We start from the raw sequence: 13,162 nt of genomic DNA on the forward strand, positions 1-13,162 counted from the left end.
CAAAATGGATTCGTTTTTATATGGAGTTTTTGTTTACCAGACAGGTCGTATATTTGATGATAATTTTCCTGTATTTTCTTTCGTAACGAATGTTGTTAAATCTTCTTTGAGCATTTGCATTCGTTCAGCACCTATGTTTTCAATCCATTGTTGCTCTATTTCAGCTACTATTTTTTCTTTTGCTTTCAATACTGACAAACCACGTTCGGTTAAAACAATGATTTTCCCTCTTTTATCAGTAGGATGTGTTTTGCGTGTAACGTAGCCACTCTTCTCAAGAGAATCCACCATTTTACTTACAGCTTGTTTTGAAACCCCTAAATATTCAGCTAGTTCTATACCCGTTGCTCCATTAGGTAGAATGCGTTTGAACATAAAACCATGTGCTGGCCTAATATCTTCAAATCCCAATTCATTTAATTTGTCATGTAGTTCAGTAATTAATGTGCTAAATGATAATGATAAAAGCGATGTAAGATCTAACTCGTTAAATGTTTGATCCATGTATATAACCTCCGTATTTGTAGTCAATTAAGTTGACTATATATGATGCTTATTGTACTATGCATAATATAGTCAATCAAATTGACTATATTATGTTGTAGAACAAATAATGATTTATATAATATAGAATCAATGGAGGTTTCACATGGTTAATATCGTAAAAATTAGAGGGAGTGTATTTGCACCGTATGCATTGCTGAAGCCTATTAAGGATGCTGCAACAGGAAGAGTGTTTGAATACGCTGGAGATGCACGTGTATTTACACCGTACGCTGTAAATACAAAGCGTTCAAGATTGGAACAAGAAGTGATTGTTGATTTTTATAAAAGAGAAATTTTCACATATGCAGATGCTTGCATCGTTACTGTAAAAATTACAAATCCAGATGGCTCAATTGAGTATCAAAAGGGAGAAACAAGTACAGAAAACATCGCATGTACTAATATTGTATGGAGTGAAGATGAAGTTTCATTTGAAATGAGAGCAAGTGCAAGTAATCCGTTAAATGCGGCGGCACCCGCAGCTGATTATTTGTTGGCTATACGAGTTAATAAAAGTGGTACTTTGCATGTTGAAGGTGTACATGATGGTTTCCCTTGCTATGAATTTTATAAACAAGTAGATTTTGGTTCGTTTGAATCAATATATACACATGATTTCAGAGAAACAAATGATACTCCAGCAGCACTAGCTGGAGAAATGGAATATAACTTTAAAACGAAAATATAGCACCATTTTTATGAAGGAAGTAGCCAACATAAAAGAGAAAGGCTTTAATTATGTAGCTGAAATGGTGGATTTTTTATTAAATAATGCAGTATATAAAATTAGAATTATAGAGGTGTTTCTTATGACTAATATCGTAAAAATTAGAGCCAGTGTATTTATTCCAATGTCTTGGACTGAAGCTAAGAAGGATATGGAAACAGGACAAGTAATCCAATTTGAAGGTGATTCACGTGAATTTACACCACATGCGGTAAATACGATGCGCTCTAGAGTGGAGCAAGAGGTAGTAGTGGATTTTTATAAAGAAGAAGTGTTTTCATATGCGAATACGGGTATTACGACAGAGAAGGTTACGAATCCAGATGGTTCGGTGAATAAAAGAACTGGAAAAGCGAGTACGGAAAATATTGTGTGTACTGATATCGTATGGAATTCCGGTGGCGTACAATTTAAAATGAGTGCGAGTGCAAGTAATCCATTAAATGTATATGCACCTCCTGTAGATTATGTATTACATGTCTGTGTGAAAAAGGATGGTACTATCGATGTTCAAGGAGAGCATGATGGATTCCCTTGTTTTGAATTTTATAAGCAAGTAGATTTCGGTACATTTGAAGAAATATATACACATGATTTTAGAAAAACGGGTGATACAGCGGCAGCGTTAGGTGGAGAAATGGATTATATTTTTAACAAGAGTTTATAAGAAGTAAGATAATAATGCAGTGTAGTTGAGAAATGCAAAAGCTAATACAATCAGTAGCTTTTGCATTTTTACTATACCTTAGAAGGTTTCAAAAAATAAAACGCTTTACAATATACCCTTAAGGGTATATGATATTATACAAAGTTACAAAGTAATGTATAATATAGTTATAATTACGGAGGTGGTCTATAGTGGAATACAATCAAGATATGAAAAATAGATTAAAACGTATTGAAGGCCAAGTTCGTGGTGTGCTTCGTATGATGGAAGAAGGAAAAGATTGCCGAGAGGTTATTACACAGTTAACGGCATCTCGTTCTGCACTTGATCGTACAATTGGACTTGTTGTTGGAACAAATCTAGAGCAATGTTTACGTGAGCAGTTTGAAAAAGGTAATGGTTCAAATGAAGAGTTAATTAAAGAAGCTGTTCAATTACTTGTAAAAAGCCGATAATCTGTCAAACGTAAGAGTTGACAGATTTTCAAAAACATTTTAATATACCCCTACAGGTATATGTATATAAATTGTGGAGGAATCGACTATGAGTATAAAAGTGGATATGAGTTTAGATTGTAAAGGTTTGGCTTGTCCGATGCCGATTGTGAAAACAAAGAAGGCGATGGAAGGATTGACGTCAGGACAAGTGATTGAGATTGAGGCAACAGATAAAGGGTCTACAGTAGACATACAAAGCTGGGCGAATAAAGTAGGGCATCAATATATCGGGACGAAACAAGAGGGCGATGTTTTGAGGCATTACGTTAGAAAAGCACATGAACATGAATTGAATGAAGTAGCGAAGTATCCTCTTACAATTACGAATACGGAGTTGGAAGAGATATTATTAAGTGATGAAGAGTATATTGTATTAGATGTTCGAGAAGCAGCGGAATTCGCTTTTGGTCATATACCATCGGCTGTTTCCGTGCCGTTAGGAGATTTAGACAGTGCAGCTTTAGATCAGACGAAGCAAATTTATGTTGTTTGCCGAACTGGTAACCGTAGTGATGTAGCTTGCCACATGTTGAAAGAGAAAGGTTATGTAAATGTGAAGAATGTCATTCCAGGCATGTTAGAGTGGCAAGGGAATATAAAGAATTAAAATTTTTTAAATAAAAATATACTTACGGGGGTAATTGAATGAATGTTAAACCGTTACAAGCGAAAGATGTTGCAGAGAAAGTTTTATTCGGAGAGTTGTTTATTTTAGATGTTCGTAATGAGGCGGATTATGAAGATTGGAAAATTGAAGGAAAAGAAGTTACTTCAATGAATGTGCCGTACTTTGATTTATTAGAGGGTGTAGATCATATTGCAAGTGAATTGCCTAAAGATAAAGATGTTTTAGTAGTATGTGCAAAAGAAGGGTCTTCTATATTTGTGGCAGAGCAGTTAACAGAGGCTGGGTTAGAAAATATTTATTATTTAGCTGGTGGTATGAAGGCTTGGAGTGAATATGTAAAGCCTATAAAAGTTGGAGATTTAAAAAATGGCGGAAGTATGTATCAGTTTAACCGCCTTGGAAAAGGTTGTTTATCTTATATGGTCGTTTCAAACGGTGAAGCAGCAGTTATTGATGCAGTAAGAACAGTTGAAGCGTATGAAGAATTTGCGAAAGAGCATGGTGTTACGATTACGAATGTAATGGATACGCATTTACATGCAGACCATATTTCTGGAGGACGTAAGCTAGCGGAAAAAGTCGGTGGTACGTATTGGTTACCGCCAAAAGATGCGGAGGAAGTTGTTTTCTCATACGAACCGCTTGTTGAAGGAACTGTTATTACGGTGGGGGGTACTAAAATTAGAATTGACGCATTATACTCACCGGGGCATACGATTGGAAGTACATCATTTATTGTAGATGATTCCTATTTATTATCAGGCGATATTTTATTTGTGGATTCAATCGGGCGTCCAGATCTTGCTGGGAAGGCTGAAGATTGGGTAAGTGATTTACGTAATACTTTGTATAGCCGATATAAAGAGCTATCTCAAAATTTAGTTGTGTTACCAGCTCATTATTCAAAAGTAAGTGAAATGACCGAAAGTGGTATTGTTAGCGCAAAATTAAAAGATTTGTTTGCGAATAATGCAGGGTTAAATATTGAGGATGAGGTAGAGTTCCGTAAAACTGTAACAGAAAACTTACCACCTCAGCCAAATGCATATGAAGAAATCCGTCAAACCAATATGGGTAAAATTCACCCAAGTGTGGATAAAGAGCGTGAAATGGAGATTGGTCCAAATCGTTGTGCAGTGCACGAATAATGAAATAAATAAAAAATGGAGGAATAGATGATGAATGTAAAACAAGTATTAGATGCAACAGGTTTAGCGTGTCCAATGCCGATTGTAAGAACGAAGAAAGCGATGGATACTTTACAAACGGGAGAAGTGTTAGAAGTACATGTAACGGATAAAGGGTCTATTAAGGATATTCCAGCATGGGCAAATAAAAGTGGTCATGACATTGTAAAGCATGTAGAAGAAGATGATGTGCTGAAGTTTTGGATTAAGAAGGCGTAGTAGTTTTATAAATATAGAGAGGTTGGTTATATGAATACAATACTAAGTACGCTTTTCATTGTATTTGCTGTAGTAGTTGTTATGTCGCGTTTTTTACCAGTTAAAGGTGTTCAAAATATAAGTGGAAAACAATTAAAGAATATAGCGGGAAAAAAGGGGAAACAACTTATCGATGTTCGTACAGTAAGTGAATATAGAGGAAATCATATGAAAGGATTTCAAAATATCCCTTTAAATGAGTTAGCTAGTAGAGCAAGTCAGTTAGATAAAAATAAGGAAGTAATCGTTATTTGTCAGAGCGGGATGAGAAGTAAGCAAGCAGCAAAAGTATTAAAGAAATTAGGGTTTCAGCACGTTATCAATGTTTCAGGCGGGATGAATGGTTTGTGAGGAGGAAATGTAAAATGAAAGAAATGACAGCAAAAGAATTAGAAGAAAAATTGTTGCGTAAAGAAGCAGTAAATATCGTAGATGTACGTGAAGTAGAAGAAGTAGCTGAAGGGAAAATTCCAGAAGCGTGTAATATTCCACTAGGACTATTGGAGTTTCGTATGCATGAGTTGGATAAAAAGAAAGAGTATATCATCGTTTGTCGTTCTGGCGGAAGAAGTGCACGAGCAGTTCAATTTTTAGAGAGCTACGGTTTTCAAGCGATCAATATGGTAGGTGGTATGTTAGCGTGGGAAGGGAAAGTAGAATAGGGTGAAACGATTTTTTATAACAATAAAAATACCCCTATAGGTAATTGGAGGGAGAACAACATGGAACAACAGAAGAAAACAACAATCGTTTTATTTAGCGGAGATTACGATAAAGCGATGGCTGCTTATATTATTGCAAATGGTGCAGCGGCGTATGATCAAGAGGTAACTATATTTCATACTTTTTGGGGATTAAATGCTTTAAGGAAAGATGAGCATGTGAAGGTAAAGAAAACTTTCATCGAAAAAGTATTTGGAAAGATGATGCCGCGTGGTGCTGACAAAATGGGATTATCGAAAATGAATTTTGCCGGTATGGGGCCAAAGATGATTAAAGGTATTATGAAAAAACATAATGCGATGCCTTTACCAGATTTAATAGATTTGGCGAAAGAACAGGGGATTAAACTTGTAGCTTGTCAAATGACAGTAGATTTATTAGGGTTAAAAGAGGAAGAGATTATGGAAGGGATAGAGTTTGCAGGAGTAGGAGCTTATTTAGCAGATGCTTCGGATGGAAATGTGAACTTATTCATTTAAATCACCTTCTTTTTAGAAGGCGGGGGATATAAGGTGAGTTTAGTCGTATTACTCTTTATAATTGGGTTTATAGGATCGTTTATATCAGGAATGGTTGGAATTGGCGGTGCGATTATTAATTATCCGATGATCTTATACATTCCGGTATTGCTAGGATTTACTGGCTATACTGCACATGAAGTAAGTGGTATTACAGCGGTGCAAGTATTCTTTGCAACTTTTGCAGGGGCATGGGCCTATCGGAAAAGTAATGAGATGGATAAAACGCTAGTTGTATATATGGGAGCTAGTATATTAATAGGAAGTTTCATAGGTAGTTTTGGTGCTAACATATTAGAGGAACATACGGTCAATGTTGTTTATGCAGCTTTAGCAACAATAGCTGCTATTATGATGTTCGTACCGAAACGAAATAATGGTGATGAAGTAAAATATAATAAATGGTTAGCAAGTTTGTTAGCATTTATTGTAGGCGGAGCATCAGGCATTATAGGTGCTGGAGGTTCGTTCCTTTTAGTTCCGATTATGCTAGTTATTTTAAAATTGCCGATACGTACAACGATAGCAACCTCTATCGCTATTACGTTCATTTCCTCAGTAGGGATTACGACTGGAAAAGTGATAACTGGGCAAGTAGTTGTAGTTCCAGCCCTTATTGTTGCGATTGCAAGTATCTTTGCTGCGCCGCTTGGAGCGCGAGTTGGGAAGAGGATCAATCAAAAAGCACTGCAATATATGTTATCGATTTTGATTGTAGGAACTGCTATTAAGATGTGGGTTGATATGATATCGAAATAAAAGGATGGCGCTGCTTGCAGCCCATCCTTTCATTTACGCCCAAATCACTTTCATTAAGTTTTTATATTCGTCATTTGCTAATTTATATAGCATTCTCGTATGTTCAAAGACAAGTGCTGGATTAAAGTTTGGTTCTGAGAATGCAAGAGATGTTGAAATGTCAATTGCATTTTGCTTGTTTAATGTGAATTTTGCAAAGCGATAAGATGTGTTTAATTCATTAATAACGTGCAAAATATCATTTGTTGCTGTTGCATCAGGTACATGAGCAACATTGAAGCAGTATATATCTACAGTAGGATGTTCGTTTTGGAAAGCAGCGATAAGTTGAATTTTTGCGCCAGCTTCTGTCTCTAACCCTACTGAAAAATGAACAGAACCATCATTTTCATCTATATTTTCTTCCATGTATATATCGTTTGACTTTAAGTAGTCTTTAAAATCTGAGATGTTATGTTTTACTGCAGCTTTCATATGTATGAGCCCCCTGATAATTGGAATAGATTGCTACTATTTATTATAATTTAAAAATATTAAAAAAGATAGTTAGAAAGTTCTGATTTTTGATTGTGACGGAATAAAAAGAAGCAGTACTCTACCTCCATAGAGAACTGCTTCTTTATTATTCATTGTCGTTAGACGATGTTTCTGTATCTTCATTGCTATTTTTATTTTTCACTTCATTGTTACTTGATTCGCGTTCACTTGAATTTTCAGACTTAGATTCTTTTGTTTTCTCTGTACTTGTTTTTTTCGAATCAGAGTCTGTTTTTGTATATGCAGGTAATCCAAGATGAGTACGAAGATCATTTGTAACTTTTGCTAATTCTTTTTTATCTGGATTGTAGTAATACGTTCGGCCGCCACCAGCAGATTGGCTACAAGTATCATCACCTTTTGCCATGTAGCAGTCTTCACCTTGAATTTGTAATTTTTCAATTTCTGAATCCGATCCGTACTTATAGAATGAAAGCATATCATCGAATGTTAAGTTTGTAACGAACTGTCCGTTAATATCATCAATGATGTTACCAACTTTTGTTACAGATCCAACGCTTGTTAGTTTCTTTAAAATTGCTTCAATAACGAGCTGTTGACGTTGCCCACGCATTGCATCACTATCGATGTGGCGTGTTCTAGCAAGAGCAAGAGCTTCTTCACTATTTAGCTTTTGAACACCTTTCTTCAGGTGAATTGCATCAGCATTATCATTACTATCTTGTTCCGTAAATTCAACTGGTACATCAACTTCAATGCCGCCTAAATCGTCGACAATTTTCATAAATGATTTGAAGTTAAACTTTACAAAGTAATCAACAGGAACATTTAGTAATTTTTCAACTGCATCAATACTTGCTTGTGGTCCACCATCTTTTCCGTTTTTAGTAGAACCGTATGCATGAGCGTGTGTAATTTTATCTTTTTTCTTTTCCACTGGAATATACGTATATGTATCTCGTGGAATACTTAATAGTTTTACAGTTTTGCTATCTTTATTAAACGTTGCAAGTAATAGTGCATCCGTTCTTATAGCTTCACCATATTCTTTTCCTCGGACATCGCTTTCATCGACACCCATTACTAAGACAGAGACATTGTTTGTAATAGGTTTTACAACTTTATCACGTAAATCAGATTTATCACCGCGTGCTAAATCGTGTGCGGCATTTCGAACAGCAGAAGATGCTTTATTTACTAAAAACCAAGTATAACCGCCACCTACTATTAAAAAGAATAGAATAACGCTTATAATAATTTTTGTTTTTTTCTTACTTTTTTTCGGTTTACTGCGTGTATTTTCTTGCAAAGATGGGTTTTGCTCCATTTCCTGTACTCCTTCATTTGGATTGAAATACGACACTCATATCCACTTATTATAATGAAATTTGACGAAAAAAAACATTACAAAACATTTACATTTCGTAAAAATTCAATTTATTTATAAAAAGTCAGATTTTTTATATTTTATTTTTGAGATGTAGAATAAGTATAAGTTGTTTTAGTGGAAATGAAAATATGTATTGTGAGAAAGTAATAGAGAAGTAAGATTTGTTGAAATATAGCCATGAAGAAATGAGTAGGTTTAATTATTTCTTCTATATAATAAAGAAGAAATTTACGGATAAAGGAGAGGGCATAATGAATCATACATCATTCCGAGCAATTGTTGTGAACGAAACAGAAAGTAAGCAGTTTGTAAGAAACGTTGTCGAGAGAGAAGTAAGTAGTTTACCTGAGGGAGACGTATTAATAAAGGTTCATTATTCTTCACTAAATTATAAAGATGCTCTTTCAGCTACAGGTAATAAAGGTGTTACGAGAACATATCCTCATACGCCAGGAATTGATGCAGCAGGAGTGGTTGTGAGTAGTGAAGATGTTACCATTAAGGTAGGGGATCAAGTCATTGTAACAGGATATGACTTAGGGATGAATACTTCTGGTGGTTTTGGAGAATATATTCGCGTGCCGGCATCTTGGATTGTCCCTTTACCAGAGGGAATGTCATTAAAGGAAAGTATGATGTACGGGACAGCAGGTTTTACAGCCGCTTTATCAGTATATAAGCTTATTAGAGCAGGAGTAACGCCTAGTATGGGGGATGTTTTAGTAACGGGTGCTACAGGCGGTGTAGGAAGTGTAGCTGTTAGTATTTTAAGTAAGTTAGGGTTTAGCGTAGTAGGAGCGACAGGAAAAATGGAAGAGGAACAGATGCTACTACGTCTAGGAGCGAAAAAAGTGATGTATCGCGCGGAATTGAATGATGAATCAGGAAGACCAATGTTAAAAGGAATATACGCCGGGGTTATCGATACTGTAGGTGGACATATGTTAGAAACAGCTTTAAAAACGGTAAAGTATGGCGGGTGCGTAACGACATGCGGTAATGTGGCAGGCCAGCAATTACAAACAACGGTATATCCGTTTATTTTACGAGGTATCAGCCTGTTAGGGATAGATTCAGTGCAATGCCCAGTGGATGTGAGAAGAGATGTGTGGACGCTCCTAGCCAATGAATGGGGAAATAAAGAGTTACGATCTTATACAGAAGAATGTACATTAGAAGAATTAGATGAGAAATTTACACTTATATTGCAAGGAAAGTTAAAAGGAAGAACGGTTGTAAATATGAAATAAAAAAAGAGACGCTCACGTTAGCGTCTCTTTTTTATTATAATGATTGTTTTAAATTGACTTTACCTTGTTCACCTAAAACACCATCAGCGATATTTACAGCGTGATCGCCAATACGCTCTAAGTTACTTACCATATCAACGAAGATGATACTTGCATCACCTGAACAGCTACGTTCGTTTAGACGTAATACGTGACGTTTACGAAGAACACGTTCCATTTGATCGATTTTACGTTCTTTTGCAATAACAGTTTGAGCTAGTTCAGTATCGAAGTTTGTTAAAGCTTCAACTGCGTCTTGTAATGTTGAAATCGTTAACTCAAGCATTTCATTTAGTTCAGTTAGTGCCTCGTCTGATAGGGAAACACGGTTTGAGATTTGGAAATCTACAAGTTCTACAAGGTTTTCTACATGATCACCGACACGTTCAATATCTCCAACAACACCTGCTAGAACTGAATGCTTCTCAGAGTCTGTCGGTGAAAGTGGTTTTTCTGAGAGTAAAACTAAATACTCGGTAATCTTTTTATCTAAATTGTTAATAGCTCCTTCTAATTGAGTAGCCATGTCAGCGTGTTTTTTGTCTTGTGTGTTTAAAAATTGGTTTGCTTCTTTTAATCCATGTAATGAAAACTCAGCCATACGAATAATTTCTTTTTGTGCTTCTGTTAAAGCAATAGCTGGAGATTGTTCAATAAAGATTGGATTTAAATGTTGCGGTTTGAAATCAATAGCAGCATCTTCACCACGAATAATTTTCGTTACAATCCATGCTAATACAGCGATGAATGGGAACTGAATGATTGTATTCGTTACGTTAAATGTTCCGTGTGCAAATGCAATTGTCATTTCTGGATTTAAGTTTAATGACGTTTGGAAATATTGAATTAAATTTGTAAAAGGTATTAATAAAATCGTAAAGATGATTGTACCGACAATATTAAAGATAACGTGAACCAATGCTGCACGTCTTGCAGCAATTGAAGTACCGATTGCTGCTAATACTGCTGTAATTGTTGTACCGATATTATCACCGAATAATACAGGAAGGGCAGCGTGTAAATCGATTGCACCTTGACCGAATAGTTCTTGTAAAATACCGATTGTTGCACTTGAACTTTGTACAATTAAAGTGAAGACTGTACCAACAACAATACCTAGAATTGGATTGTCGCTCATGCTAACTGTTAATTCTTGGAACGACTCTAAAGAACGAAGAGGCTTCATACCTGTGCTCATTAGTTCTAAACCGAAGAATAACATACCAAAACCGAATATAACTTGACCTAAAGAATGTACTTTTTTATTTTTAAAGAAGAATAGTAAGATAGCTCCAACTGCCATAATTGGAAGAGCATATTCTCCGATTTTAATTCCGATAATAAATGCAGTAACTGTCGTACCGATGTTCGCACCCATAATAACACCGATTGCTTGTCTTAATGTCATAAATCCAGCACTTACGAGTCCGACTGTTAAAGCGGTTGTTCCTGAACTTGATTGGATTAATACAGTAACTAGCATACCTGCTAGTACACCCATTAGTGGGTTTGTTGTAAAGCGATCTAGAATATCGCGAAGACGATCTCCAGCAGCTTGTTGCAGTCCATCGCCCATGTATTTAATCCCGAATAAGAAAATACCTAATCCACCAATGAACTGGAAGATCATATCTTGAACATTATATTCCACGCATTCCACTCCTTAAATTTCATGTACGATGTAATTATTAACTGAACCTTGAGGCACTGTAAACGGTTTATCCGTAAAATTTACACTAAATTTACAAAGGGAAGAAAAGTTTACAATTCCTTAAAGAAATGGCTGTATTTTATTGGTTTTTATCTTGTATAAATCTTAATTTTGTAAAGAAATCACACTTTTTAGAATAGTATTGTTCGGTTGAATATGAAGGAAAGCGTCTGCGAGTTCATCGTATATTTTTTGATGAAAGTAAAAAAAATATGTAGGAAAATGCATGTAGTTTTATAACATCAAAAATACGAAAAAAGCCACTGAAATTATCCAGCAGCTTTTTCTCTGTTTTTATTTCCGTGCTTTTGTTTTTTTACACTTGTGATGTAAATGAACAGGAAAGCAATAAGTAGTAGAGAGGAATAACGATATACAGTTGCGTAGTTTGTAAAATGTGCAATGAATCCAAAAATAATTGCGCCAGCACCAATTCCTAGGTCAAATGCTGAGAAGAATGTAGCTGTTGCAACTCCTCGGCGGTGAGGTGCTACTCGGTCGATCATCCATGCTTGTAGAGCAGGTTGAATCGCTCCAAATCCACTTCCGTAGCATGCTGCCGCAATAATTAAACTTGGAATTGTAGTTGTATACGACAATAAAATAATACCTATAAACGTAATAATAACTCCTGGAATAATAACGAATGTATGACCTTTCGCATCATATAATTTTCCAGAAAACGGCCGAGTGACGGCGATTGCAAGTGCATTAAATAAGAAGAAGAGGCTTATATCAGCAATTCCGACTTCCGTAGCAAATAATGTAATAAAGCTCCCAATTCCTCCGTACATTAATGTAATACATAATATTAATAATGAAGGAAGTAAAGCTTTACGTTCAATAAATCCATCAAGGAAGGTACCAGATGTTTGCTGTGGTGATTGCGGCGATTTTTTGATTTGAAGTAGTTTCGTTAATATTAATGAAACAATTGTACAGGAAAGTGCACATAAAAAAAGAATCGTGAAGTTATATGTTTGCATAAGCCAAAGTCCGATAAGTGGACCGAGCGCCATTGCAATCGTTCCAGAAAGACCGAAATATCCCATGCCTTCACCACGGCGAGCTTGCGGAATTAAATCTGAAACGACAGTTCCATATGTAGTCGTTGTAATACCAAAACCAGCTCCGTGTAAAATTCGAACGGCAAGCAATAGGAAAACAGTTGAAGCGAAAAGGTAACTACCCATAGCGAGTAAACAAATAGCAGTACCGATCATTAAAATGATTTTTTTGCTAAATTTTTGCAAGGCATTTCCAGTTAGCGGTCTAACAAAAAGTGCCGCAACAGTAAACATGCCGACAACGAATCCGATATTGGAACTTGTACCTCCAATTTCTTTCACATAAACGGGTAAAGTAGGAATTAACATTTGAAATCCTAAAAACATACATAAGTTTGCTAGAATTAGCGCGACAAATTCTTTCGTCCATAACGGTTCTCGTTTTACGAGTATTGCTTCTCCCATGTATTCATCCCCTATATAAAAAATTTCTCTTTTCTTTCGAGTATATGTATTGGCCAATGTAACAGTCAAGGAAGGTGCCTTGAAAACGTACAACAATTTTCGAGGTGAAAAACTGACAAATTTGTGTAAAAGCTACACAACTATGAAAAAAAGTTGTAAAGTATAGATGTATAGACTTGTAGTTGGTATGAATGATAGAAACTATTTTTTCTTTAAAGAAAGCGGATTCAAAAAGTAGTGAATGAGAAGGGGATATATACTTTTTCACTACATATATTTGAAAAGGTTTACA

General features: G+C 35.6%; 16 protein-coding genes. 11 read left to right on the forward strand and 5 right to left on the reverse strand.

The features are described 5' to 3' along the window. Positions 1-33: 33 nt before the first annotated feature. Positions 34-504 carry a MarR family winged helix-turn-helix transcriptional regulator gene (locus tag PDQ68_RS20485; RefSeq protein ID WP_000372889.1) on the reverse strand — a complete coding sequence of 157 codons (471 nt, stop codon included), beginning with the start codon at positions 502-504 and terminating at the stop codon, positions 34-36. A 145-nt stretch (positions 505-649) separates the two neighbouring features. Here PDQ68_RS20485 and PDQ68_RS20490 point away from each other — a divergent pair, with 145 nt between their 5' ends. The 10 genes from PDQ68_RS20490 (at position 650) to PDQ68_RS20535 (ending at position 6,510) form a co-directional block, all read left to right on the forward strand. Next, entirely contained in the window at positions 650-1,234 is a 585-nt protein-coding gene (locus PDQ68_RS20490) for a DUF3238 domain-containing protein (protein WP_270786926.1), read from the forward strand. A gap of 121 nt (positions 1,235-1,355) precedes the next feature. Beyond that, positions 1,356-1,940, forward strand: a complete 585-nt coding sequence (locus tag PDQ68_RS20495) for a DUF3238 domain-containing protein (protein ID WP_029141060.1) — start codon at positions 1,356-1,358, stop codon at positions 1,938-1,940. A gap of 191 nt (positions 1,941-2,131) precedes the next feature. Further along, on the forward strand, positions 2,132-2,395 hold the full coding sequence (locus PDQ68_RS20500) for a metal-sensitive transcriptional regulator (RefSeq protein ID WP_000456204.1): 264 nt from the start codon (positions 2,132-2,134) through the stop codon (positions 2,393-2,395). 88 nt (positions 2,396-2,483) lie between these two features. Continuing rightward, a complete protein-coding gene (locus tag PDQ68_RS20505) occupies positions 2,484-3,044 on the forward strand; it encodes a sulfurtransferase TusA family protein (RefSeq protein ID WP_270786927.1) in 561 nt (186 codons plus the stop codon). A gap of 38 nt (positions 3,045-3,082) precedes the next feature. Further along, entirely contained in the window at positions 3,083-4,213 is a 1,131-nt protein-coding gene (locus tag PDQ68_RS20510; RefSeq protein ID WP_061183491.1) for an MBL fold metallo-hydrolase, read from the forward strand. 27 nt (positions 4,214-4,240) lie between these two features. Further along, positions 4,241-4,471, forward strand: a complete 231-nt coding sequence (locus PDQ68_RS20515) for a sulfurtransferase TusA family protein (RefSeq protein WP_016716526.1) — start codon at positions 4,241-4,243, stop codon at positions 4,469-4,471. Positions 4,472-4,501: 30 nt separating this feature from the next. Then, the gene (locus PDQ68_RS20520; RefSeq protein ID WP_016716527.1) at positions 4,502-4,861 is read left to right on the forward strand and encodes a rhodanese-like domain-containing protein; all 360 of its coding nucleotides are present in this window, start codon (positions 4,502-4,504) and stop codon (positions 4,859-4,861) included. A gap of 14 nt (positions 4,862-4,875) precedes the next feature. Further along, complete coding sequence (locus PDQ68_RS20525) at positions 4,876-5,172, forward strand: rhodanese-like domain-containing protein (protein ID WP_061183490.1); 297 nt, start codon at positions 4,876-4,878, stop codon at positions 5,170-5,172. A 60-nt stretch (positions 5,173-5,232) separates the two neighbouring features. Further along, positions 5,233-5,712, forward strand: coding sequence for a DsrE/DsrF/DrsH-like family protein (locus tag PDQ68_RS20530; RefSeq protein ID WP_016716529.1), 480 nt, complete (start codon positions 5,233-5,235; stop codon positions 5,710-5,712). A 33-nt stretch (positions 5,713-5,745) separates the two neighbouring features. After that, positions 5,746-6,510 carry a sulfite exporter TauE/SafE family protein gene (locus PDQ68_RS20535; protein WP_016716530.1) on the forward strand — a complete coding sequence of 255 codons (765 nt, stop codon included), beginning with the start codon at positions 5,746-5,748 and terminating at the stop codon, positions 6,508-6,510. Between the two features lie 33 nt (positions 6,511-6,543). On the opposite strand, the gene PDQ68_RS20540 is transcribed toward PDQ68_RS20535, so the two are convergent. Together PDQ68_RS20540 and PDQ68_RS20545 are read right to left on the reverse strand one after the other, a co-directional pair. Then, positions 6,544-6,984 (reverse strand): hypothetical protein, encoded by a 441-nt coding sequence (locus PDQ68_RS20540; protein WP_000642359.1) that lies wholly within the window; start codon positions 6,982-6,984, stop codon positions 6,544-6,546. 148 nt (positions 6,985-7,132) lie between these two features. Further along, positions 7,133-8,335, reverse strand: a complete 1,203-nt coding sequence (locus PDQ68_RS20545) for an LCP family protein (protein WP_016716532.1) — start codon at positions 8,333-8,335, stop codon at positions 7,133-7,135. 314 nt (positions 8,336-8,649) lie between these two features. Here PDQ68_RS20545 and PDQ68_RS20550 point away from each other — a divergent pair, with 314 nt between their 5' ends. After that, on the forward strand, positions 8,650-9,648 hold the full coding sequence (locus PDQ68_RS20550; RefSeq protein ID WP_016716533.1) for a YhdH/YhfP family quinone oxidoreductase: 999 nt from the start codon (positions 8,650-8,652) through the stop codon (positions 9,646-9,648). Positions 9,649-9,682: 34 nt separating this feature from the next. Here PDQ68_RS20550 and PDQ68_RS20555 read toward each other — a convergent pair whose 3' ends face one another. Both PDQ68_RS20555 and PDQ68_RS20560 read right to left on the reverse strand, forming a co-directional pair. Further along, a complete protein-coding gene (locus tag PDQ68_RS20555; RefSeq protein WP_061183489.1) occupies positions 9,683-11,338 on the reverse strand; it encodes a Na/Pi cotransporter family protein in 1,656 nt (551 codons plus the stop codon). Between the two features lie 329 nt (positions 11,339-11,667). Next, positions 11,668-12,870 (reverse strand): MFS transporter, encoded by a 1,203-nt coding sequence (locus tag PDQ68_RS20560; protein WP_016716534.1) that lies wholly within the window; start codon positions 12,868-12,870, stop codon positions 11,668-11,670. Between the last annotated feature and the right edge of the window lie 292 nt (positions 12,871-13,162).

The organism is Bacillus cereus group sp. Bc010 (genome assembly GCF_027716745.1).
Lineage (GTDB): Bacteria > Bacillota > Bacilli > Bacillales > Bacillaceae_G > Bacillus_A > Bacillus_A pacificus.